Here is a 23,172-nt window from a genome sequence, read left to right as displayed (position 1 = left end):
CGAATGAAGCTCGGTGTGGTCATGAACGGCGTGACCGGACGGATGGGGTACCGCCAGCACCTGCTGCGGTCCGTACTCGCGATCCGCGAGCAAGGCGGCGTCGAACTCGCCGACGGAACCCGGGTCCAGCTCGAGCCGATGCTCGTCGGCCGCAACCCGGACAAGCTACGCGAGATCGCGAAGCGGCACGGCCTGGAGAACTGGACGACCGACCTCGACACGGCGTTGTCCGACAACGACTACCCGCTCTACTTCGACGCCCAGCTCACCCAGGCGCGCGAGAAGTCGCTCATCGCGGCGATGGACGCCGAGCGGCACGTCTACACCGAGAAGCCGACCGCCGAGACGCTCGAAGGCGCACTCGACCTCGCCAGGCGCGCGGCGGCCGCCGGTGTTAAGAACGGTGTCGTGCATGACAAGCTTTACCTGCCGGGGCTGCTCAAGCTGAAGCGTCTCATCGACTCCGGCTTCTTCGGCCGGATCCTGTCGGTGCGCGGCGAGTTCGGCTACTGGGTCTTCGAAGGCGACTGGCAGGCCGCGCAGCGCCCGAGCTGGAACTACCGCGCCGAGGATGGCGGCGGCATCGTCCTCGACATGTTCTGCCACTGGAGCTACGTGCTCGAGAACCTCTTCGGCCGCGTCGAGTCCGTCACCGCCAAGGCGGTCACCCACCTGCCGGAGCGCTACGACGAGCACGGCGTCAAGTACGCCGCCACCGCCGACGACGCCGCGTACGGCATCTTCGAGCTGGCGGGCGGGATCATCGCGCAGATCAACTCGTCGTGGTGCGTGCGCGTGGCCCGCGACGAGCTGGTCGAGTTCCAGGTCGACGGCACCCACGGCAGCGCGGTCGCCGGCCTGCACGGCTGCAAGGTCCAGCCCCGCGTGGCCACGCCGAAGCCGGTCTGGAACCCCGACCTCGCGCAGAACGAGCCGTTCCGCGAGCAGTGGCAGGAGGTGCCGGACAACGCCGTGCACGACAACGGCTTCAAGGCCCAGTGGGAGCAGTTCATCCGCCACGTGGTCGACGACGAGCCCAACCACTACGACTTCATGGCGGGCGCGCGCGGTCTGCGCGTCGCGGAGGCCGGTCTCCAGTCCTCGAGGGAAGGCCGCCGCGTCGAGCTCGGGGAGCTGGCGCTGTGATCCGCCCCGGACTGTGCTCGGTGACCTTGCGCCGCCTCGACGTCGACGACGTCGCCGAGCGGGCAGCCACGGCGGGCCTGAAAGTGATCGAATGGGGCGCGGACGTGCACGTCCGCCCCGGTGACGACTGGGGACTCGGCCGCGCCCGCGAGGCCATGGCCCGCCACGGTCTCACCTGCGGCTCCTACGGCTCGTACTTCCGCGCCACGCACAGCGAAGCCGGGCAGTTCAAGGACATCGCCGCGACCGCGCGGGAGATCGGCGCACCCCGTATCCGGGTCTGGGCAGGCAAATCCGGCTCGGCCGACGTCGAGCCGGACGAGCGCGAGCAGGTGGTCACCGGCCTGCGTGAGGCCGCCGACATCGCGGCCGACCACGGCATCGAGGTCGCGCTCGAGTTCCACGGCGGCACGCTGACCGACACCGCCGAGTCGACGGTCCAGCTGCTGGAGGAGGTCGGCCGCGCCAACCTCGGCACCTACTGGCAGCCCCCTCAGGACCTCCCGGACGAGCCTGCGCTGGCTGGCCTGCGGCTGGTACTCGACCACCTGCGCGCGGTCCACGTCTTCTCGTGGTGGCCAGCCAACGAGCGGCAGCTCCTCACCGCCCGGGCTCCTTTGTGGACAGAGGTCTTCAAGGTGCTGGCGGCGTTGGACCGCCCGCTCGACGCCCTGCTCGAATTCGTGCCCGGCAACGACCCCGAGCTCCTCACCGGCGAGGCACAGTCCCTGCGCGCACTGATCGGCGAGCAGCCATGACCGGCCCGTTCACTTCCCAGGACCGGCTGCTCTTCATCGGCGACTCGATCACCGACTCGGGCCGCGACCGTTCGGACCCGACGTCACTCGGCAACGGTTACGTCCGCCAGATCGCGGCCCACCTCACCGGGCCTGTGGTGCTCAACAAGGGCCTCAACGGCAACCGTGTCTACGACATGGAGGCCCGCTGGACCACCGACGTGCTCGCCGAGCGCCCGACCGTGGTCACGGTCAAGATCGGCATCAACGACACCTGGCGCCGCTTCGACCGCGCACTCCCCAGCCCGATCGACCGCTTCCACGCGGCTTACACCCGGGTCCTCACCCAGACCCGCCAGCACCTCCCGGCGGACCTGTTCGTCATCACGCCGTTCCTGCTGCCGGTCAAGCCCGAGCAGCACACCTGGATGGACGACCTCGCACCCCGCATCGAGGTCGCCCGTGAGCTGGCGGACGAATTCGGCGCCCGCCTGATCAGGGCGGACCTCCTGATGCCCCGCGCGGCCACGGAACACGGCGCGTCGACGCTCGCGCCGGACGGCGTCCACCCGAGCAGGCTCGGGCACCGCATCCTGGCCGAAGCGTGGCTCGACGCGGCAGGCGTGCCCCCACCCCACTCCTGGGCGCACGCCGACAAGACGGGTGCGTCCTGCTGATCGGCGTGTCGTCCATCCATGCACGGGTGCCGTCCATCCGCGTTCCCTGAACATGGATCGATCCCGTACCTGGACGGATGACACACGTACCCAGATGGACGACACGGCATCAGCGGCCAGCCTGGCGAGAGAAAGGGCCCGGCCCCCACGCCCGGGCCCTTCCGATCACCTGGCCGCGTCCTTGACGTGGAAGTCGTAGTACCGCGTCTCGCTCGAGCTGCCGTCGGCGTTGGTCGAGCTCACCCGCAGCTGATGCGGGCCCGCACTGTCCGGTGTCACCGAGATCGTCGCCGAGCCCTCCCGCGCCGCCACCGTCACCGGCGCGCCACTGTCCACTGTGTACACAAAGCTCACCACGCCGGAACGCTTCGTCGTGAAGGTGAAATCACCCGCGACACCGGGGCCGCCGCCAGGCTTGTCCTGCGGGTACACGGTGCTCGTCACCGAAGGCCTGCCGTTGCCCAGCTGCAGGAAGGCCCGTGATTCCTGGGAGAGCCAGCCCTGCGAGGTCTTCGCGCGCACGCTCAGGCTGCTCCACTGATCGACCGGGGTCACGGTGACGAACGCGGTGCCGTCCGGGTGCGCGGCGATGGTCTGGTCACCGTTGCCGTCGAAGTTGTAGACGTACTCGACGATGGCACCCGGCATCTTGCCCGGCGCGAAGTGCAGCTGCAGCGGCTCGCCCACGGTGATGACATCGGCGTTCGTGGTGACCGCCGGTGAGGTCGAGTTGACCAGGAAGCCGTAGCTCGACTCGGGGCTGAGGTTGCGTGCCCGGTCGACTCCCCACACGCTGAACCGGCCGAACTCCTCACGCGGGGTGAACTGCACGGTCGCCTTGCCACCGGGCCGGTCGGCCGGGATGTAGCCGGGGATACCGGCGACGCTGAAGCTGACGATGTCGGTGTCGCCCTTGGCATCGACGACGAAGGTGCCGGGGACGCCCTGGCCACCGTGGTACTGGCCGTCGTCCGGGTAGTCGGCCGAGGTCACCGCAGGGACGGTGGCGGGCGCGGTCCGGTCGACGACGAACGAGCAGGGTGCGCTGACGGGCCCGGTCAGCGCGCCTTCGTCGACACCTTGCATGGTCCACCGGTAGGTGCGGCCGTCGGCGAGGTAGTCGGCGGGCGGGTCGAAGCGGGCCGCGTGCGGTGCCGGGCCGCGGGAGTCGGGTCCGAGTTCCAGCTTGTGCGCCGGGTCGTCGGCAGGCCACAGCGTGACCTTGCCGGAGACGTACGAGCCGTCGGGATCCGGCACCACGCCGGTGAGCGTTCCGGGAATCGCCTTGGTGTACAACGGTTCCGGGCCACAAGGGTCGTTGTCGACCATCAGGCCGGTCGGCACGCCGGGCGGCCGGTTGTAGTCCATGGTGATGTGCAGCTTGTTCGCGACGCGCCTGCCGTACGCGGGGTTGAACTGCTTGCTGTCCGGCATCCGGAGCACCACGGTCAGCGAGTCCTTGCCTGCCGCGATCGCCGCGCCGAGTGCCTGGGTGGCGTCCCATTCGACACGGTCCCAGAGGCAGCCCGGCTGCGCGCCGGGACCGGCGAGCTTGGTGCGCTCCTTCGGCTGGTCACGCCAGGTCGGGTGGGCCGCCGCGTCGGTGACCCACAGCTCGGTCGCCCGCGCCTGGGCACAGTCGTTGGCCACGGTCTCGGTCGCGAACGCCTCGGCAGAGGCCACCGTCGCGCCGCGGAACGGGCGCAGGTCGAAGGTGAAGTAGGCCTTCGACGAGTGGAACCGGTGGTTCGCGTCGGTCCAGGCGCCGACCGGGACGTCCGTGCCGGTGGCCGGGAAACTCTTGGCAGGCGCGGAGATGTCGGTGTACACCCCGGCCGCCGACTCGGGTGTGTCCCACGTGGCCATCGCGGGCGTGGCCGCCGAGACGGCGACCGACGCGAGCACGCAGGCCGTGCCGATGGTCGCGGTTCTTCGCAGGAAACTCTTCATCGAACCTCCCCAGAAAGTGGTTTCGACCCCCGAAACCGGATGCTCATCCTGCTGAGCCAGGCACGCGCGAAACCAGGCGGCCGTCCGGCCAGGTTCGGCGGCTCTTCCTTGCCGGATCCCGGCAAAGATCATCAGGACATCTCGCGCTCTCGGCTATCGTCGGGCCAGGCTCACTGCCTGATCCACGCAAACGATCATGGGGGACGACTTGGCGACCGGACGGGAACGGCATCGGCTGGACGTGACCGCCCGCGCCGCGCGGGACGCGGGCGTATCAGCGGATTTCCTCGACGGCTGGGTCGGCATGCTCGACGCGGTCAGCGGCACGGGCCGCCGTCTCGCGCACCGCGAACTCGACTCGCGGCGCGCGCTCGGCGCCGCCGCGGCCGAGCAGGATGTCCCGCTGCGCGCACTCATCGATCTCTATCTCAGCGCGAGCTGGATGACCTGGCACACACTGCCCGCGATCACCGCCGCACGCGGGAAGGACCAGGTCATCACGATCGCCGAGGCAGTGCTGCGTGCCGCCGACGACGCGATCGTCGCGCTGGCCGACGGCTACGACGGCGCCCGGCGGCTCGTGCTGCGCCGGGAAGGCGCCGACCGCCGCGAGTTCATCGACGATCTCCTGCACGGACGCGCCGACCTCGGCCGTCTCGCCGAGCGGGCCGAACGCTTCGGCCTGCGCCTCGCCGCGGGCTATGTCGTCACGGCCGTCCGGGCGGGCACCCCGTTCGCCGAAGACGACTCGGCGACGCTGAACATCGAGTCCGCGCTGCTGAGCCGGTTCGACACCCGCGACGTCCTGATCACCACCAAGGACGGGCTCCTGCTCTGCATCGCGCCCGGCACGGACACCGACGTGCCCGCCGAGTTCGCCAAGCAGGCCGAAAAGACGCTCGCGGGCACCTGGCAGATCGGCGTCGGCCGCCCGCATCACGGCCCCAGTGGAGTCGTCCGGTCCTACGAGGAAGCCCGCAACGCGCTCGACCTGGCCACCTCGCTCGGCCTGGCCACCCGAGTACTCCACGCCAGCGAACTGCTCGTCTACCAGGTCCTCTTCCGTGACCGCGCGGCGCTTGTCGACCTCGTCACCACTGTGCTCGACTCGCTCAACCACACCAGGGGCGGTGCCCGGCCGCTGCTCGACACCCTCACCGGCTATTTCGCGTCGAGCGGCATCACGGCCGAAACGGCACGCAGGCTGTTCCTCAGCGTCCGGACCATCACCTACCGGCTCGACCGGATCCACCAGCTCACCGGCTACGACCCGCGCGACCCCGCGCACCGCTTCACCCTCGAAGCCGCGGTACTGGGCGCCCGCCTGCTGAATTGGCCAGCGCAAGATCAGTGATTCGCGTTTTGTGCCAGTATCGAGTGGCATGACGAACAGTTACGACACTCTCGCCGAGGCCTACTCGGCCGAGAACGAGACAAGCCTTAACAACGCTTACTACGAGCGTCCCGCGATGCTCGAACTCGCGGGAGACGTCGCCGGACGGCGCATCCTCGACGCCGGCTGCGGATCTGGCCCACTGTTCGCAACGCTCCGCGACCGCGGCGCCGTCGTCACCGGCTTCGACGCGAGCGCCGGAATGATCGAGATGGCCAGGCGCAGGCTCGGCGAAGACGCTGACCTGCGAGTCCTCGATCTCGCCGACCCGCTCCCCTACCCCGACGCCGCGTTCGACGACGTCGTCTCGTCGCTGGTCCTGCACTACCTGCGCGACTGGGAGTCCCCGCTCGCCGAGCTCCGCCGGGTGCTGAAGCCCGGCGGCAGGCTCATCGTCTCGGTCGACCACCCGATGTGCAATCACCTCATGCACCGGATGGCCGGGCGCAGGCCGGACTACTTCGAGCCGTTCAAGCGGGACGAGGAATGGAACATGGGCGGCCACACCGCCCAGCTGAGCTTCTGGGAGCGTCCGCTGGGCGCGATGACCGAGGACTTCACCGCGGCGGGCTTCCGGATTTCGGCCATCCGTGAACCGCTGCCGTCGCCCGCCGCGCGTGAGGCGTACCCCGACGATTTCCCTCTGCTCAACACGTTCCCGGTCTACCTGTTCTTCGTGCTGCACGCCGAGTGACTACCACTGTGGCGGCAGGAAGCCACCGGGGTTCCGACCGGCCGACTGGTCCTGCGGGTCAGGTTCCACCAGCACCGCGTCCGGGTCCTGCGGGTCGTACCTGACCTTGACGGTCGAACCACGCGACGGCGCCTGGAACGCGGGCGTGATCATCGTCGTGACCACGGTGCGTTCCCCTGACTCGCCGGGGTACGTCACGTGCACCTTGAACCGCGGGTTCCCCATCACCCAGACGTTGGTGAACTCGATGTGCGTGACGTGCCCGGTCACCACGCGACCGCGCTGCTGCAACGCCTCCGCCCGGTCGTCCGCCGCCGAAACGGCGAGGAAGTCCTTCAGCAGCACCAAGATCAGCACGAGTGCGATCACCCCCGCGATGCCAGGCACCAGGTACGGCTCGTAGTAGACGATCCAGTCGACCTGTGACCACTCCTGCGCCGGACCGTCGAGGAAGCCCAGCCGCTTGCCGACGGCCTCCGGCTCTGTCCACGAAGGACTCGCGAGCCCGCTGCCGATCGCGATACCCAATGCGGCGGCCAGCGAACCCGCCCGGAACCCCATGCCCATCCGGCTCAGCGACATGCCGGAGGACCACAACATCGCGAACCCCAGCGAAGACGCCACGGTGATCGCGACGCTGAAGAACAACATCAGCGACACCGCCGGTCCCCCGTCGGCCCCCCACGAGCCGACGCGGTTCAGCGACATCAACCGGAAGTTGTCGAGCAGGCCCAGCGCGCCGGTCCAGCCGACGACAGCCCACGCGAGCGTCGTGGGCACCCCGAGCCACAGCAACCGCCTGCCGGGACGGCGCGGGCTGTCCAATCCCAGTGCGAACATCATCGCCCCTCTCAAGCGATCGGGCCGAACACGCCGACCTTGGCCGGGTCGGCCGGGTCGACGCGGGCCTCGTGCTTCGTGCCGGGCGCGTACTGCTGGATCGTGGCCAGCGGCGCGATCAGCTGGATCACGGTCCGGTAGCTCGCCCCACCCTGGACGGTCACCTCGAGCGTCGCGCTGTACTGCGCCTGCCCCGCGATCGTCCGCCCGGTCGGCTCCAGCGCCTCGATCACCAGCGTCGCGTGCTCGCAGGTGTCGTAGAGCCGCCGCAGCTCGGTGCCGTAAGCCTGCAGTTCCTGCTGCTGACGCAGCTGCTCCTCCATCGGAAGCGCCAGGAACTCGGCCATCGCCGGGTCGGCCTGCATGTTCTGGTAGGCCTGCGCGGCCAGCTGCGGCGTCGGCAGCTGCGGCACGATGTGGTGCCCCTGCGCGGCGGCCGCCTGCTGGAACTGCGCCGCGTGCCGCTGGAAGTCCTGCGCGCCGCGGGCCATCCCCTGCTGCGTGGCCTCGTTGACCTTGTCGCGGATCTTCTTGAACATCTCGTCCTGCCTTTCGCCGGTGCGTTCGTGCTGCACACAGCTTCGGCGGACGCCACGGCTACCGAACCCAGGTTTGCGCGTCGAGGCAGGTCAGTCCCGCCCAGAAGACCGGGGAGACCTCCGGTCCGCCACCCGCGCGCCACGCCGCGAGCCGGTCGCGTTGCCAGGCGCACAGCGAGCCGACCGGGTCTTCGCCCGCGAGTGCGGTGTCGGCGGCGATGATCAGCTCGGCCATCGGGTCGCCCGACGGCACGGCGGCCGAGGTCGGCAACGCCCACACGGTCGCCGCGACCACGTTCGCGCCGGCGGCAACGGCGGCCAGCAGCATTCCGAACGGCTCTGCCAAGCCGAAATCACTCGCGCTGGCACAGCCGATCAGCGCGACCCTGGGGGGCATGGTATCCACTTCGGACAGTGCGAGATCGGCGGCGGTGAACGGCCGGTGCGCCCCGATCGGCGCCGCCGTCCCCGGCGACTCCGCCGGACACGACAGGTGCAACGCCGTCTGCGCCCCATGCTCACCCGAGACAACGCTGACGTGCCCCGCGAACACCAGCCGCGAGCACGGCTCCTTCAGCAGGCTCGACAGCAACCGCCGATCGGTGTCGGCCCGGCGCACCAGCTCCAGCCCTCGCGCCGCCGCCGGCCGGACAGGCCCCTCGGCGAGCCGTGCGTCGAGATGCCGGATCAGCGCCGACGACTCCTCCTGCTTACCCAGCACCGAGCCCAGTTCGCCGAACGCGCTCTGCCCCGGGATCCGCGGATCGAGCAGATACACCGGCGGCCCCTCCGCCGCGGACGAAACCCGGGCGATCCCGGCGGGCGCGAGCAGCGAAACGTCGGCGACGTCCAGCACCCGCTCGTCGCCGTCGAAGCACGACCACTCCTCACCCGGCGACAGCACCCGATCGGGCCGTCGGTCCGGCAGGGCGAGCAGCCCCCACGGCACCGCCGCGAGACTAGGCGACGGCTGCACGCGCAGCAGCGGGCGCCGCCCGGCCGCGGCCCGCAACCGGGTGACCAGATCCGCCGGAAGCAGGTTGAGCGCGAGACTCCGCGCCAACCGTTGCTCCCCGGCGCGGCTGAACGCGGCGAACGCCCTGCCCACCGCGTCGGCGACGCTCTCACCCTCGTGCGGCGTCGGCGAGGCGTCAGCCAGGAACTCGCGGGCCGTCCCGACCAGCCTGGCGTCGATCGGGTGCGTGTGGACGGTGTCCGGGTCGGCGCTGCTGCGCCAGCTCAGGTACGTGTGCCCGGCATCGGCGTACCGCAGCACGAAAGTCTCCCGGCCCGCCTCGGCGGCAGGCCAGGTCGGCACCGGCTCGGTCGGCTCCCGGCGGAGGTCGTAGCGCTCGGCCGCCACGCCGAGCCAGCGGTCGAGTTCCATCGCCGATGACGGTGACCAGCGCAGATCCGGCGGCGGCGCGAGCCGCAGCGGCAGCGACGCGGTGACCGCGCCCAGCGCCGCCAGCGGCAGCCGCTCCCCCGGCGCCGGTCGGCTCATGGACAAGCTCGGCACGACCCCGCTGAGGTCGAGCGAAGCCCCGCTGAACGACCCGACCGCGCAAGTCCGTTCGATCATTTCGGCGCTCAGCCGCCGCTTACCCAGCTGCGTCAGCAACGCCATGACCAGCGAGTTCGCCGGACCCGCGACACCGCTCGCCCAAGCCGTGCGCGCGGCGGCCGAGTCGAAGCGGAAGCGGTACTCCTCCGCGGCCAACGCCACCGGCAACAGCAAATCCAGTACCGCGGGCAGATCCTGGCCGTGCGCGTACCGGACCGTCGCCGCCAGGAAGTCGGCACGCAGGCATTCCAGCCATTCCCGCGACGCGGCGGCCGATTCCTGCGCCCGCGCGGTGTGCTCGTACGCCGACTCCCAGCGCCCCTCGGACGCGTCACACCTGGCCAGTGCGACATCGAGGCGACGCAGCCCGGCAGTGTCTCCGTTGGCCTTCCACAACTGTCCCGCGTGGACGAACTGTTCGCGCGCCTGCGGGATGTGCCCGTGCAGCAGCAAGAGGAACCCGAGCGCGTGGCTCGCGTCGGCGACGTCACCGCTCAACCCCGCCGCAGCGAGCCGGTCGCGGGCGGCGACGATCATGTCGATCGCACCGGCGAGATCACCGCTCATCGCCCGTGCTTCGGCGACCTGGATGTCGAACTTGGCCGCCGCTGGCCCGTCGTGCCTGGCGCTCAAGCGCAGGAAGTCGGCCTCGGCGTCGGCTTCCTCGCCACCCGCCTGGCGGATACGGCCACGCTCGGCCAGCGCCATCACTTCGAGCCCGGCCACCTGATCCCGGATCTCGTCGACGCCCGCGAGCCGCGCCAGCTCGGCCAAAATCGGTTCGAGCGCGCTCCGCGCGGCCGCCAGCTCACCGTCGGCGATCAGCACCCGCACGTCGAGGATGCGCAACTCGATCTCGTCCGCGCCGTGCACGTCGAGCAGTTCCGGCGGGAACTGCCCCGGCTCGGCCGCCTTCCGGAACGCGGCCCTGGTCCGCTGCCCGGCGATCAGCTCGCGGGCCCGTCCGGTATCGCCTTCCTCGATGCTGAGGTTGACGAGCACACGTTCGGCGACCTCACGCGAACCCTCGATCATCCGCAGTTCGGCGTACTGTCCGAAGTGGACAATCGCGGCGACGCTGACCCGGAACATCTCCAGTACGGCCTCGGCACACTGCCGGGCATTGCGCAGATCGCCCGCCGAGTAGCAGACCACGGCCAGATCGCTCACCGCGGCGAGTTCGAGATCGGTCCGGTCGAGCTCACGCGCGATCTCCCGCATCCGCCCGTACGCGCGGTGCGCACCCGCCACATCCCGCTTGGCGGTCAACCTTTTCGCCTTGTCCTGGACACGACTCGCTTCGAACAGCAGTCGCCGGTATTTCCCCTCACTCAGCGAACAGGCGGGCACCTCACCGTAAGAAGCGGGATCAACGCCGAAATGCCGGGCGACACACCGGCAGTTGTACCCGTGCGAGCAGCAGCCCGCCAGCTCGGCGGGCAACGGCTGGTCGGGCAGCGCGGACGGCGCAGGCAAGCCGACGAGCATGTCAGAACTCCTCAGCGGCGGACCCGGCCGCCGCACGCTCGGCCAGCGTCCGCAGTGACAGCGGCAACTCCTCGCGCGCCAGCACGAGCGCCACCACGGCGGCACGATCTTCGGGCGTGGTCACGAAAACCGGCTCGTCACCGATCTCGACTCCAATGTGGACATCCCGATCAGCCGCGAGCCGCGCCGAGTCCTCGTCCAGCTCCACCGAGCCCGCGAAGCTTCCGGCGCCGAGTGCGAGCGGCACCTCCGCGAACGCCTCGCCGTCGTTGGTCGCGAACGCCGTCAGGGCCGCGTCCGCGAACGCACCGGCCACCTCGACCTGCATCCGCGTGGCACCCGCCGCCGTGACGATCCGCCACGCGACCGTGTCGTCGGCGGCGTCGAGCACACCCGGCGGCACCCTGGCCCAATCCACGCTCGCGCGTCCCTCCGCGAGCAGCCCCGCCCCGGCCACCGTCCGTGGCGTACCCGCGGCCAGCGCATACGAACGTTGTGACGGCGCAATGTTTTCCAGCCGCTCGGCCAGTTCCGCGGCGGATTCGGCCCGCACGACATCGTCGCGCTCGTCGAACCACGACGCCAAGCGCCCGCACAGTCCGCGAACCTCGCCGGTGACCGGCCCCGAGGCCGCGAGCAAGGCGTCGGCGGCCGCGTCGAACAGCTCGCCGGGCGTCGCCTCGAAGCCGTCGAGCATCCCCTCGGCCACGTCCTCGACCGCCGCGGTCGCGATAGCCGCTTCGAAATCCAGCAGCGCGGGATCGAGCGACGCGATTCCGCGCACCGCGCTCGCGGGCCACCACCGCCGCGCCCACAGCAGCAACGCCAGCTCGGCCAGCTCCGTCACCACCGGGACGTCGACCTCGCCGCCGAGCGCGGCCATGGCGTTTTCGGGACCACACAACCGAGTCAGCCACGGTTCGGCCGCGGCGTCGATGACTTCGATCCGCATCGACGTGACGGTTCCACCCAGCAATTCGGCCAAATCGAAACGAATCAGCGCGCCATCGGCGGCGACGACAGGCGTGCGCACGGGATGGGTCACGACGCCACCTCCAGCTCCGGCAGCCTGGCCATGAGCGAGCGCCGCACCTTCGTCCGCAGGTCCAGCGACGTCGACCGCACCACCCCGGTGACGAGATCGCGCACCTCCGCCGCGTCCGACGGCCACTCCCCGCGCACGTCGAACCCGTGCAACCGGATCCACAGCCTGCCAAGGAACTGCTTGGCGAACTCACGCAACTCCCGCACGAGATCGCCGTCGGGCCGCGGCGTCAGCGGAGTGCTCCCGGCCAGCGCCCTCCGCGCGTGCAACACGTACCCCTCGCGCGCGACCTGCGCGTTGAGTCGCCGCGCGAACTCGGGAACCCCGGCAGGCGAGGCACCATCGAGCGGCCTCAACGCCGGCGCGAGCACGACCCCGAGCGCGAAACACGCGGCGAGCGCGGCCTCCCCCAGCCCGAACCCGGCAACACACCGGGTGAGCTCATCGTCGACAAGCTCGGCCACCGGCCGGTCCCGTTCATCCGCGGGCAGCCGCCGCAACGTCGCGCGCACCCGGCGTTCAACGCTGCGTTCCAGCAACTCGGCGCCAGTCTCACCGCCACGGTCCAGCGGCGGCATTTCGGTCACCTCGCCCCGCTGCAACCCCAGCTCCGGCGCGGCCACCCCGCAGATCTCCTGAATCACGCTCTTGAGTTCGTCAAGGCCACCGGCCCGCCGCAGCGAAACTCCGAGCGCATGCCCGGCCCCGGATTCCGCCACCTTCCGCCACGCCGCATCGGTCAACGTCTCGACGAACGCCCCGAGGGCGGTCACATCCCCGGCGGGCTCGCCGACCGCGAGCCACCGTTCCCGCAGCGCGGCGGTCAGTTCGGCGGCCACCTGCTGATCCGCGAGATAGGCGGCGAGCCGGTCGACGGCGGCATCACCCGCCTCACCATGCAGGTCACGCAACGCGTCCGCGGCCAGCCGATCGGCGTCCACCCCCGGCATCCCGAACCCGGTCGCCAACTCGTACGCCAGCGGGAAACAAACGTCCTGAACATCCCCGGCGGTGATCCGCAACGCCCGCCGCTGCCGCTTCAACCGCGTGAACCAGGCCGCGGTCGCCCGCAGCCGCTCGGCGTCGGCGACGACCAGCTCGATCAGCTCGGCGGCCTCATCCGGCTCGAGCAGCGGCTTGCCCAGCCTGGTGCGCACCGAAGTCCGCACGACCAGCGGATCGATGATCTTCTTGACCGTCCGGGTCAGCGGCCCACCATCCCGGGCCGACAGCACCTCGACACCGTCGATCCGCGCCCAGGCCCGCGCGAGCACAACCGAGCGCAGCATCGTCCTCCCTCTGGATCCGACCGGACTCTAGCCGACGGGTGCACCGGTCCATGACTGCTGAACTACCCACACGAACAAGGGCTCGTGAGCGTTCCGGGCGGTTCTATTGGGCGGGAAGCCAAAGGTGGCGTGCTCTGGGTTGGCCGGTGAGGGCCTCTCCCACTACGCCCGGCGAGGCGTATTCAAGCCTTCGGCGGGTGTGAAGTGAGGGGGCCGTTGGGTGCGTAGTACGCATTCGGGGGCACCCTCGCTTCGCGATGAGGCTCTGACAAGCGGTCGTGAGTGGTATGGCCGGTGAGAACCGGTTGTCTGATTTCAGGACTTCCCGGACAGTTGATGTTTCAGGACCTCACAGACACTGACCGGCCTGTCGGTGTGGTGACCAGGGGTGTTGTGGTGATCATGCGGCGATGGGCAGAGCAGGGTTTTCGATGGATCCTGAGTTCGTCGCTATGGTCGCGCGGGTCGCGGCGGGCGAGAAGATCAACGTGTCGCGGTTCTGCGACGAGCATGACGTGTCCCGTGACCGGTTCTATCACTATGTGAGCCGGTTCCGGGCCGAGGGAGCGGCGGGGTTCACCCGGCGCAGCACCGCCCCGAAACACCACCCGGCCGCGTTGCCGGCCCGGGTGGCCGAGGCGGTGCTGCGCGCCCGCAAAGAACTGGCCGACGAAGGCCTGGACAACGGGCCGATCTCCATCCGCTGGCGGCTCGAGGACGCCGGGATAGTGCCCCTGCCCTCACCGTCGTCGGTCTACCGGATCCTGCGCGAGCACGGCCACATCACACCCGAGCCACGCAAGAGACCCCGCACCCGGCGCCGGTTCGAGTTCGCCGACCCCAACGGCTGCTGGCAGATCGACGGCATGGAGCACTACCTCGCCGACGGCACCAAGGTCTGCATCATCCAGATCCTCGACGACCACTCCCGCCTCGACGTCGGCACCTACGCCGCGGCCAGCGAGAACGGCGCAGACACCTGGACAGCGCTGCAACAGGCGTTCGACGGCCACGGCCTGCCCGTGAAAGTGCTCTCCGACAACGGGCTGGCGTTCTCCGGTAAACACCGCGGACGGATGGTCGAACTCGAACGACACCTCGCCGCACGCGGCGTCACCAGTATCGCCTCAACCCCCTACCACCCGCAGACCTGCGGCAAGAACGAACGCGTCCACCAGACCCTGCAAAAGTGGCTACGCGCACGCCCCGCGGCGGAGAATCTCGTTGAACTGCAACAACTTCTCGACCACTACCGCACGATCTACAACAACCGGCGCCACCAAAGCCTCGACGGCCAGACACCACAACAGCGCTACGACGCCAGCACCAAAACCAGCCCCGCCGGCGGCACCCAAGCCCCCAGCGGCCTGACCCAACGCCCCGTCTCGGCCACCGGCGTCGTCGCGTTCACCGGCTGCTCCATCGTCATCGGCCGCCGCTGGGCCGGACACACCGCCGACCTCTACTGGCAAGGCGACCGCGTCACCATCATGATCAACGACACGGTCGCCCGCCAGCTCACCCTCAACAGAGCAGTACGCTATCAACCACTGACCAGCCAGAAACTGTCCGGGAAGCCCTGACACACATCTGTCTGTGAGGTCCTGAAACAGGACAGCCGGTTCTAACCGGTCAAAACACTCACGACTAAGGCAAGCGCTGGCCGAGGAAGAGCGCACCGCCCGCCGCGATCATCAGCAGCAGCGTGCCAACGATGACCCACGGCCTGCTCGCGTCCGTGTTCTTCAGCTCGTAGCCGATCTGCTCGCCGAGGTCCGCGTACACACGCTTGATCTCCTCGGCCGTCGCCGCCTTGTAGAACTCGCCACCGGAAAGCTTGGCGACCTCCTTGAGCGACTGGTCGTCGACCTCGACACCGACCGTCTTGCCCTCGATCTCGACCGTGCCGTGCGAGGTGCCGAACGAGATCGACGAGATCGGGATCTGAGCCTGCTTCGCCGCTTGAGAAGCCGTGTAAGCGCCACGCGGGGCGTACAGGTCCTCGGGCACGGTCTGCTTGCCGTCACTCATCAGCACGATGCGCGCCGGCGGCGGACCGTCGACGCCGCCGACGACCGCCGAGAAGCTTTCGATCGACTGCAGGGCCGCGAAGATGCCCTCGCCCGTCGCCGTCGACTGGGCCAGTTTCAAGTTCTTGATGCCGTTGACGACGCCTCGGCGGTCCGTCGTCGGCGCGACCAGTACCGTCGCCGTGCCCGCGAAGGAGATCAGGCCGAGGTTGACGCCAGGGGTGAGCTTCTCGGCGAAGTCCGTCGCCGCGTCCTGGGCCGCCTTGAGCCGGTTGGGCGCGACGTCCGTCGCCTCCATCGAGAGCGAGACGTCGACGACCAGCATCACGGTCGCGCGGTTGCGCGGGACCTTCTGCTCGGCGGTCGGCCCGGCCAGCGCCACGGTCAGCACCAGCAGCGACAACACGACCAGCACCGCGGGCACGTGCCGGATCCAGCCCTGGCTGCGCGGCGCGACCTTTTCCAGCAGCTCCAGGTTGGCGAAGCGCAGTGTCCGCTTGCGACGGACGCGCTGCGAGACGACATACCCGACGGCCACCGCGATGACCGCGAGCAGCATCAGGAACCACCACGGCGCCGCGAATCCGGTGATGCTCATGCCACACCCCCTGACCAGCGCCGCTTGCGTGCCACCACGAACCTGACCATGTCGGCGATCCAGTCGGAGTCGGTGCGCAACGTCAGATGCGCCGCGCCGGCCCGCCGCAGCGCCGCAGCGACCTCCTGCCGGTGCGCATGCGCTGCCGCGCCGAATTCCTTACGCAGCAACGGGGTCGCGTGCACCTCGCGCTGACGCCCGCTCTCCGGGTCGGCCAGCACGACCGTGCCGACCTCCGGCAGGTCGACGTCACGCGGGTCGACGATCTCGATGCCGATCAGCTCATGCCTCGCCGAAAGCGCGCGCAACGGCCGCTGCCATTCCGTCCCGCCGAGGAAGTCCGAAATCACCACGGCGAGCCCGCGACGGCGCGGTGGCCGACGCAGCTGCTCGATCGCGGAAGCCAGATCACCGCGCACCCCTTCCGGCGCGCGCGGCGTGTCGGCGACGCGCCGGACCAGGCCACGCGCGTGCGGCAGGCCGCCGCGCGCGGGGACACGGGTGACGTCGGAGCCGTTGGTGATCAACGCGCCGAGCCGGTTCCCACCACCACCGGTCAGATGCGCGACGGCGGCCATCGCGCAGACGACCAGGTCGCGCTTCTCGCACAGCGCGGTGCCGAAGTCCAGGCTCGCCGAGAGGTCGGCGACCACCCAGGTCTCCAGCTCACGGTCGGCGACCGTCTCGCGGATGTGCGGCGTCGTGGTGCGCGCGGTGACCGCCCAGTCCATCCGGCGCACGTCGTCGCCGGGCTGGTACGGCCGCGCCTCGCCCGGCTCGGACCCCGGCCCCGGCACCAGGCCGAGGTGGTTGCCCTGCAGCAGCCCGTCGAGCCTGCGGCGCACCTCTAGTTCGAGTGTCTTGAGCCCGGCTTCCAGCCGCTCCCCCCGCAGCACCGGGGGTGCCCACGACGGACGGCCCTTCTCAGTCTTCACTAGCGGCCCGGCACTCCAGCCGGGACCGGCTGGCTTCCAGGTCCGCCCTGCGGCCTGGCGGAGACCTGCGGCAGCGGCACCGTCTGCAGCACGCGCGTGATGATGTGGTCGATCGGCACCCCGTCGGCGAGCGCGTCGTAGGACAGCACGAGCCGGTGACGCAGCACGTCGGGCACGACGTCGACGACGTCCTGCGGCAGCACGTAGTCACGCCCGCGCACCAGCGCGAGCGCGCGCGAAGCCGCGATGATGCCGAGGCTCGCACGCGGCGAAGCGCCGTACGAAACCCAGCCCGCGACGTCGGTCAGGCCGTGCTCGGCCGGGGTGCGCGTGGTCAGCACCAGCCGGACGACGTAGTCGACGAGCGCGTGGTGCACGAACACCTGCGACGCCACGTTCTGCAGCCGGACCAGCTCGCCGGGGCTCAGCACCTCGTGCGGCTGCGGCGGCGTCACACCCATCCGGTAGACGATCTCGCGCTCTTCTTCGGCCGTCGGGTACTCGACGAGGATCTTGAAGAGGAACCGGTCGCGCTGCGCTTCCGGGAGCGGGTAGACGCCCTCGTTCTCGATCGGGTTCTGCGTGGCGAGCACCAGGAACGGGTCGGGCATCGGGAAGGTCTTGCCGCCGATGGACACGTGCCGCTCCGCCATCACCTCGAGCATCGCCGACTGCACCTTGGCGGGCGCGCGGTTGATCTCGTCGGCGAGCACGAAGTTCGCCACCACCGGGCCGAGTTCGACGTCGAACTTTTCGGCGCCCTGGCGGTAGATCCGGGTGCCGAGGATGTCGGCTGGCACCAGGTCGGGGGTGAACTGGACGCGCGAGAACGAGCCGCCGACCACACGCGCGAAGGTCTCCACCGCGAGGGTCTTCGCCACACCGGGCACACCCTCCAGCAGCAGGTGCCCCTTGGCGAGCAGCCCGACGAGCATGCGCTCGACCAGCCGGTCCTGGCCGACGATGATCCGCTTGACCTCGAACACCGTCCGCTCCAGCAACTGGGCGTCCCGCGCCGGTGTGCCGGGCTGCTGGGCCCCCTCGGCGTAGCCGGGCTCGGTCACTCGTGCCTCCTGCGAAAAGATCTTTGGCCGATTGCGGTGCGACCGTACCTGGTCGAGAGCAGGAAGGTGCGCCAGTCAAGCCAACCGGATCCCCGGTATGACGGCTGTGAAGGGGCTTACTGTGCGAAGCCGTCCAGGTCCTCGGGCGTGTCGATGTCCGCACTTTCCCCCGGTTCGGCGGCCACACCGACCATCCGCAGCCCGCCGAAGACGGCGCGCAGCGAAGCACCCCCGGTCAATTCGGGCAAAGCGGACCGCACGGCGGCGGTCCGCCACACCCCGATCAGCCATTGCAGGCGGCCGTCGGCGTCGACGAGCACGGCTCCGTCGTCCGCTCCGATCGCCGCACGCAGTCTGTCCACAGTGGACGTCGTGACCGCGGCGAGGTCACCGGCGAGCACGACCACGAACTCCGCGTCCGGCACACACGCCAACCCTGCCGCCAAGGCCGCGACCGGACCGGCGCCGCGTTCGGCCTCGACCGTCCACACGACCTCGGGATAGCCCTCGCGCTCGGGACCGACCACGACGATCGGCGAAACACCGGCCAGCGCGTCGACGGCCCGGCGCAGCAACGCCTTCCCGCCGACCACCAGCTGCGGTTTGTCCACTCCGGACAGGCGGCGCGCGCCGCCGCCCGCGAGGACGATCCCCGCCGTCGTCACCCGATCAGGCGGGTCGCGTACGGCATGATCCCGCCGTAGCGCACGGCCGAGACCTTGACGTACGAGCCGGACTGCGGCGCTTCGACCATCTGCCCGCCGCCGAGATAGAGCGCCACGTGGTGGATGCCGCCACCCCCGCCCCAGAAGAGCATGTCGCCGCGGCGCATCTGCGAAAGCGGGACCTGGCGCCCGGACGTGTACTGGTAGCCGCTGTAGTGCGGCAGCGACCGGACACCCGCGAACGCGAAGATCATCAGCCCCGAGCAGTCGAAGCCGATCTTGTTGTAGTCGCCGAACCGGTCGGCGACGCCGCCGTCACGGATACCGCGCGTCGGGCCGCTGGCGTTGCCGCCGCCCCACGCGTACGGGCGGCCGAGCTGCGACATCGCCCGCGCGATGACGGCTTCGACGTTGCCGGAAGCCGGCGGGACCGAGCCACCGCGCGGCGGCGGCGCGGCGCCACCTCCGCCGTTGCCCTTGTTCGCCGCGAGCGCGGCCTGCTTGGCGCGCTCTTCGTCCTCGCGCTGCTTCTGCGCGAGCCAGTCCTGGTAACGCTGACGCTGCCCCTGCAGGCCGGTGACCTTGGACTGCGCTTCGAACAGCTTCTGCTCGACGCTCGCCTTGTCGGCTTCGAGCGCGGAGTTCTGGTTCTCCTGGATGTTCTGCGCGTGCTCGGCGTTGGCCTTCGCGGAGTCGGCGTTGTGCTTGGCGCGCGCGGCGGCGTCCTGCTTGGCCTGCGCGATCTCCAGCGCCTTGCGCGCGGCGGAGTCCTTGTTGCCCTTCTCCGTCTGCGCGCGGCGCATCTCGTCGAGCGCCTTGAGCTGGCCGCCGCTGACGGAGTTCAGCAGCGACGAGCGCGCGAGCAGGTCCTTCGGGCTGTCCGAGCCGATGTAGGCCGAGATCGACCCGACGGTGCTGCCCTGCTGATAGCTGCTGGCGATGAACTTGTCGACGTCGAGGCGCACCCGCTCGATCTCGGCGGCGGCCGCGTCGGACTCCTTGCGCGCGGCCTGCGCCTCGCGGTCGGCCTGGTCCGCCTCGTCCTGCGCGAACTGCATGTCGACAAGCGCCTTGTTCGCCTGCTCCATCTTGAGCTCGACGTCGTCCTGCAACGCCGCGAGCCGCTGCTCCGCCTGCGCCAGCTGGTTGGTGAGCTTGCCCACTTCACCGGCCTTGGCGTTGGCCTCGGCCTTGCTGGAGTTGATTTCCGAGTCACTCGGATTGGGCGGCGGAGGCGGGACGGCCATCGCGAGCCCAGGCGCGCCCAGTGACAGGACGACACCCAGGCAAATGCCCGCCAGTGCCCGTCCTCGCTGGTCATGCCCTCTTCGCGACAACAACCCTCCACCTCCCGTTGAGACTTTCGGAGCAGACTGTGCCACGAACGTCCCATCAATACCAGCCGTAACAGACGAAACTCGCGCACCGTGAGCATCAATACCCCCATCAGGGGGACACTTGAACTCTAAAAAGTACAGGCGTACTGTTTGGGACGTGACGAGGTGTGCCATCCCGCATCCGGACCTACGGTGGGGGTGCGCAAGACTCGATCGCGGCCGACCCGACGGACCGCACTGAACAAAAACGGCTTACGTAAACCAGATAACCGAACTGACCTCGGCCATCGCCTGGCCACCACTGGAGTTAGACGTGACTGCACCCGCCAGCAAGGACAGCTTCGGCGCTCGAGACACGCTGAAGGTCGGTGACGCCTCGTACGAGGTGTTCCGGCTGAACAAGGTCGAGGGCGCCCAGCGCCTTCCCTACAGTCTCAAGATCCTGCTCGAGAACCTGCTGCGTACCGAGGACGGCGCGAACATCACCGCCGACCACATCCGCGCGCTCGGCAACTGGGACCCCAAGGCCGATCCGTCGATCGAGATCCAGTTCACCCCCGCGCGGGTGATCATGCAGGACTTCACCGGTGTCCCCTGCGTCGTCGACCTGGCCACCATGCGCGAGGCCGTCACCGACCTCGGCGGCGACCCCGACAAGGTCAACCCGCTGGCGCCCGCCGAGCTGGTCATCGACCACTCGGTGATCATCGACGTGTTCGGCCGCGCCGACGCGTTCGAGCGCAACGTCGAGATCGAGTACGAGCGCAACCGCGAGCGCTATCAGTTCCTGCGCTGGGGCCAGGGCGCCTTCGACGAGTTCAAGGTCGTCCCGCCGGGCACCGGCATCGTGCACCAGGTCAACATCGAGCACCTCGCGCGCACGGTCATGGCCCGCAACGGCCAGGCGTACCCCGACTCCTGCGTCGGCACCGACTCGCACACCACCATGGTCAACGGCCTGGGCGTGCTGGGCTGGGGCGTCGGCGGCATCGAGGCCGAGGCCGCGATGCTCGGCCAGCCGGTCTCCATGCTCATCCCGCGCGTCGTCGGCTTCAAGCTGACCGGCGAGATCCCCACCGGCGTCACCGCCACGGACGTCGTGCTGACCATCACCGAGATGCTCCGCAAGCACGGTGTGGTGTCGAAGTTCGTCGAGTTCTACGGCGAGAGCGTCGGCGCGGTGCCGCTGGCCAACCGCGCCACCATCGGCAACATGAGCCCGGAATTCGGCTCCACCGCGGCGATCTTCCCGATCGACGAGGAGACCGTCCGCTACCTGAAGCTCACCGGCCGCTCCCCCGAGCAGGTCGCGCTGGTCGAGGCGTACGCCAAGGAGCAGGGCCTCTGGCACGACCCGTCGCACGAGCCCGAGTTCTCCGAGTACATCGAGCTGGATCTGTCGACGGTCGTCCCGTCGATCGCCGGCCCGAAGCGCCCGCAGGACCGCATCGAGCTCACCGACGCGAAGTCCTCGTTCCGCAAGTCGATCCACGACTACGTCGGCGACGAGCAGCCCGCCCCGCACACCAACGTGGACGAGGCCGTCGAGGAGAGCTTCCCCGCGAGCGACCCGGCTTCGCTGTCGTTCAAGGACGAGGACGCGGTCGACCTGCAGTCCGCGGCCAACGGCCACACCGGCCGCCCGAGCAAGCCGGTCAAGGTCAGCACCAGCGACCGCGGCGAGTTCGTCCTCGACCACGGCGCCGTGGTGATCGCCTCGATCACCTCCTGCACCAACACCTCGAACCCGTCGGTCATGCTCGGCGCCGCGCTGCTCGCGCGCAACGCCGTCGACAAGGGCCTGTCGGTCAAGCCGTGGGTCAAGACCTCGATGGCTCCGGGTTCGCAGGTCGTCACCGACTACTACACCAAGGCCAACCTGTGGCCGTACCTGGAGAAGCTGGGCTATCACCTGGTCGGCTACGGCTGCACCACGTGTATCGGCAACTCCGGCCCGCTCTCGGACGAGATCTCCGCGGCCATCCAGGAGAACGACCTCACCGCCGTTTCGGTGCTCTCGGGCAACCGTAACTTCGAGGGTCGCATCAACCCCGACGTGAAGATGAACTACCTCGCGTCGCCGCCGCTGGTCATCGCCTACGCGCTCGCGGGCACGATGGACTTCGACTTCGAGAACCAGCCGCTGGGCCAGGACACCGACGGCAACGACGTGTTCCTCAAGGACATCTGGCCGTCGGCGCAGGAAATCCAGGACACGATCGACTACGCGATCACCCAGGAGATGTTCACCAAGGACTACGCCGACGTCTTCGACGGTGGCGAGCGCTGGAAGTCGCTGCCCACGCCCGAGGGCAAGACCTTCGAGTGGGACACCGAGTCCACCTACGTCCGGAAGCCGCCGTACTTCGACGGCATGAAGGCGGAGCCGTCGCCGGTCACCGACATCTCCGGCGCGCGCGTGCTGGCCAAGCTGGGCGACTCGGTCACCACCGACCACATCTCCCCCGCCGGCGCGATCAAGCCGGGCACCCCGGCCGCGCAGTACCTCACCGAGCACGGTGTGGAGAAGAAGGACTTCAACTCCTACGGCTCGCGCCGCGGTAACCACGAAGTCATGATCCGCGGCACCTTCGCGAACATCCGGCTGCGCAACCAGCTCCTCGACGACGTGCAGGGCGGCTACACCCGCGACTTCACCGTCGAGGGCGCCCCGCAGGCGTTCATCTACGACGCCGCGCAGAACTACGCCGCCGCCGGCACCCCGCTCGTTGTCTTGGGCGGCAAGGAATACGGCTCGGGTTCGTCGCGTGACTGGGCGGCGAAGGGCACCTCGCTGCTCGGCGTCCGCGCGGTCATCACCGAGTCGTTCGAGCGCATCCACCGCTCGAACCTGATCGGCATGGGCGTCATCCCGCTGCAGTTCCCGGCGGGCGAGTCGGCCTCGTCGCTCGGTCTCGACGGCACCGAGACGTTCGACATCTCGGGCATCACCGCGCTCAACGAGGGTTCCACCCCGCGCACGGTGCACGTGACCGCGACTCGCGCCGACGGCACCAAGGTGGAGTTCGACGCCGATGTCCGCATCGACACCCCGGGCGAGGCGGACTACTACCGCAACGGCGGCATCCTGCAGTACGTCCTCCGCAAGATGACCAACGCCTGATAGGACTCGTGAGCGTGGGGGGGGGGGGGTGGTCCCCCCCCAGCCCCCGCGCGATTT

Annotated in this window: 18 protein-coding genes; 7 read left to right on the top strand and 11 right to left on the bottom strand. The window is 69.7% G+C overall.

Annotated features, from left to right (window positions below; all coding sequences use genetic code 11):
• Nucleotides 1-3 precede the first annotated feature (3 nt).
• The 3 genes from ACFV15_RS05040 to ACFV15_RS05030 are packed head-to-tail and all read left to right on the top strand — an operon-like array spanning nucleotide 4 to nucleotide 2,560.
• Complete coding sequence (locus tag ACFV15_RS05040) at nucleotides 4-1,146, top strand: Gfo/Idh/MocA family protein (protein ID WP_378348833.1); 1,143 nt, start codon at nucleotides 4-6, stop codon at nucleotides 1,144-1,146.
• Complete coding sequence (locus ACFV15_RS05035) at nucleotides 1,143-1,904, top strand: sugar phosphate isomerase/epimerase family protein (protein ID WP_378348832.1); 762 nt, start codon at nucleotides 1,143-1,145, stop codon at nucleotides 1,902-1,904. The genes ACFV15_RS05040 and ACFV15_RS05035 overlap by 4 nt, the downstream gene beginning before the upstream one ends.
• On the top strand, nucleotides 1,901-2,560 hold the full coding sequence (locus tag ACFV15_RS05030) for an SGNH/GDSL hydrolase family protein (protein ID WP_378348831.1): 660 nt from the start codon (nucleotides 1,901-1,903) through the stop codon (nucleotides 2,558-2,560). The genes ACFV15_RS05035 and ACFV15_RS05030 overlap by 4 nt, the downstream gene beginning before the upstream one ends.
• A 165-nt stretch (nucleotides 2,561-2,725) precedes the next feature.
• On the opposite strand, the gene ACFV15_RS05025 is transcribed toward ACFV15_RS05030, so the two are convergent.
• Complete coding sequence (locus ACFV15_RS05025) at nucleotides 2,726-4,510, bottom strand: hypothetical protein (protein ID WP_378348830.1); 1,785 nt, start codon at nucleotides 4,508-4,510, stop codon at nucleotides 2,726-2,728.
• Nucleotides 4,511-4,706: 196 nt separating this feature from the next.
• On the opposite strand from ACFV15_RS05025, the gene ACFV15_RS05020 reads away from it, so the two are divergent.
• Together ACFV15_RS05020 and ACFV15_RS05015 are read left to right on the top strand one after the other, a co-directional pair.
• Entirely contained in the window at nucleotides 4,707-5,864 is a 1,158-nt protein-coding gene (locus ACFV15_RS05020; RefSeq protein ID WP_378348829.1) for a PucR family transcriptional regulator, read from the top strand.
• A 28-nt stretch (nucleotides 5,865-5,892) separates the two neighbouring features.
• A complete protein-coding gene (locus ACFV15_RS05015; protein WP_378348828.1) occupies nucleotides 5,893-6,597 on the top strand; it encodes a class I SAM-dependent methyltransferase in 705 nt (234 codons plus the stop codon).
• On the opposite strand, the gene ACFV15_RS05010 is transcribed toward ACFV15_RS05015, so the two are convergent.
• The 5 genes from ACFV15_RS05010 to ACFV15_RS04990 are packed head-to-tail and all read right to left on the bottom strand — an operon-like array spanning nucleotide 6,598 to nucleotide 13,362.
• Nucleotides 6,598-7,440 carry a DUF3592 domain-containing protein gene (locus ACFV15_RS05010; RefSeq protein WP_378348827.1) on the bottom strand — a complete coding sequence of 281 codons (843 nt, stop codon included), beginning with the start codon at nucleotides 7,438-7,440 and terminating at the stop codon, nucleotides 6,598-6,600.
• Between the two features lie 8 nt (nucleotides 7,441-7,448).
• Complete coding sequence (locus ACFV15_RS05005; protein ID WP_378348826.1) at nucleotides 7,449-7,976, bottom strand: hypothetical protein; 528 nt, start codon at nucleotides 7,974-7,976, stop codon at nucleotides 7,449-7,451.
• A gap of 58 nt (nucleotides 7,977-8,034) precedes the next feature.
• Nucleotides 8,035-11,028, bottom strand: a complete 2,994-nt coding sequence (locus ACFV15_RS05000; protein ID WP_378348825.1) for a hypothetical protein — start codon at nucleotides 11,026-11,028, stop codon at nucleotides 8,035-8,037.
• Between the two features lies 1 nt (nucleotide 11,029).
• Nucleotides 11,030-12,073: a hypothetical protein gene (locus tag ACFV15_RS04995; protein WP_378348824.1), complete on the bottom strand. Its 1,044-nt coding sequence runs from the start codon at nucleotides 12,071-12,073 to the stop codon at nucleotides 11,030-11,032.
• Nucleotides 12,070-13,362 (bottom strand): hypothetical protein, encoded by a 1,293-nt coding sequence (locus tag ACFV15_RS04990; RefSeq protein ID WP_378348823.1) that lies wholly within the window; start codon nucleotides 13,360-13,362, stop codon nucleotides 12,070-12,072. The genes ACFV15_RS04995 and ACFV15_RS04990 overlap by 4 nt, the downstream gene beginning before the upstream one ends.
• A 431-nt stretch (nucleotides 13,363-13,793) precedes the next feature.
• Between ACFV15_RS04990 and ACFV15_RS04985 the strand changes: the two genes are divergently transcribed.
• On the top strand, nucleotides 13,794-14,945 hold the full coding sequence (locus tag ACFV15_RS04985; protein ID WP_378348822.1) for an IS481 family transposase: 1,152 nt from the start codon (nucleotides 13,794-13,796) through the stop codon (nucleotides 14,943-14,945).
• Nucleotides 14,946-15,009: 64 nt separating this feature from the next.
• On the opposite strand, the gene ACFV15_RS04980 is transcribed toward ACFV15_RS04985, so the two are convergent.
• The 5 genes from ACFV15_RS04980 to ACFV15_RS04960 form a co-directional block, all read right to left on the bottom strand.
• Nucleotides 15,010-15,990, bottom strand: a complete 981-nt coding sequence (locus tag ACFV15_RS04980) for a VWA domain-containing protein (RefSeq protein ID WP_378348821.1) — start codon at nucleotides 15,988-15,990, stop codon at nucleotides 15,010-15,012.
• Nucleotides 15,987-16,925, bottom strand: coding sequence for a DUF58 domain-containing protein (locus ACFV15_RS04975; RefSeq protein ID WP_378348820.1), 939 nt, complete (start codon nucleotides 16,923-16,925; stop codon nucleotides 15,987-15,989). The genes ACFV15_RS04980 and ACFV15_RS04975 overlap by 4 nt, the downstream gene beginning before the upstream one ends.
• Nucleotides 16,925-17,989 (bottom strand): AAA family ATPase, encoded by a 1,065-nt coding sequence (locus ACFV15_RS04970; RefSeq protein WP_378348819.1) that lies wholly within the window; start codon nucleotides 17,987-17,989, stop codon nucleotides 16,925-16,927. Before ACFV15_RS04970 ends, ACFV15_RS04975 begins: the two co-directional genes overlap by 1 nt.
• Before the next feature lie 116 nt (nucleotides 17,990-18,105).
• Entirely contained in the window at nucleotides 18,106-18,654 is a 549-nt protein-coding gene (locus ACFV15_RS04965) for a molybdenum cofactor guanylyltransferase (RefSeq protein ID WP_378348818.1), read from the bottom strand.
• The gene (locus ACFV15_RS04960) at nucleotides 18,651-19,991 is read right to left on the bottom strand and encodes an NlpC/P60 family protein (protein ID WP_378348957.1); all 1,341 of its coding nucleotides are present in this window, start codon (nucleotides 19,989-19,991) and stop codon (nucleotides 18,651-18,653) included. Before ACFV15_RS04960 ends, ACFV15_RS04965 begins: the two co-directional genes overlap by 4 nt.
• Before the next feature lie 313 nt (nucleotides 19,992-20,304).
• Here ACFV15_RS04960 and acnA point away from each other — a divergent pair, with 313 nt between their 5' ends.
• Entirely contained in the window at nucleotides 20,305-23,115 is a 2,811-nt protein-coding gene (gene acnA, locus ACFV15_RS04955) for an aconitate hydratase AcnA (RefSeq protein ID WP_378348817.1), read from the top strand.
• The last annotated feature ends 57 nt before the right edge of the window (nucleotides 23,116-23,172 follow it).

Origin of the sequence: Amycolatopsis sp. NPDC059657 (assembly GCF_042734395.1) — a bacterium.
Lineage (GTDB): Bacteria > Actinomycetota > Actinomycetes > Mycobacteriales > Pseudonocardiaceae > Amycolatopsis.
This window is presented reverse-complemented; position numbering and strand designations above follow the sequence as displayed.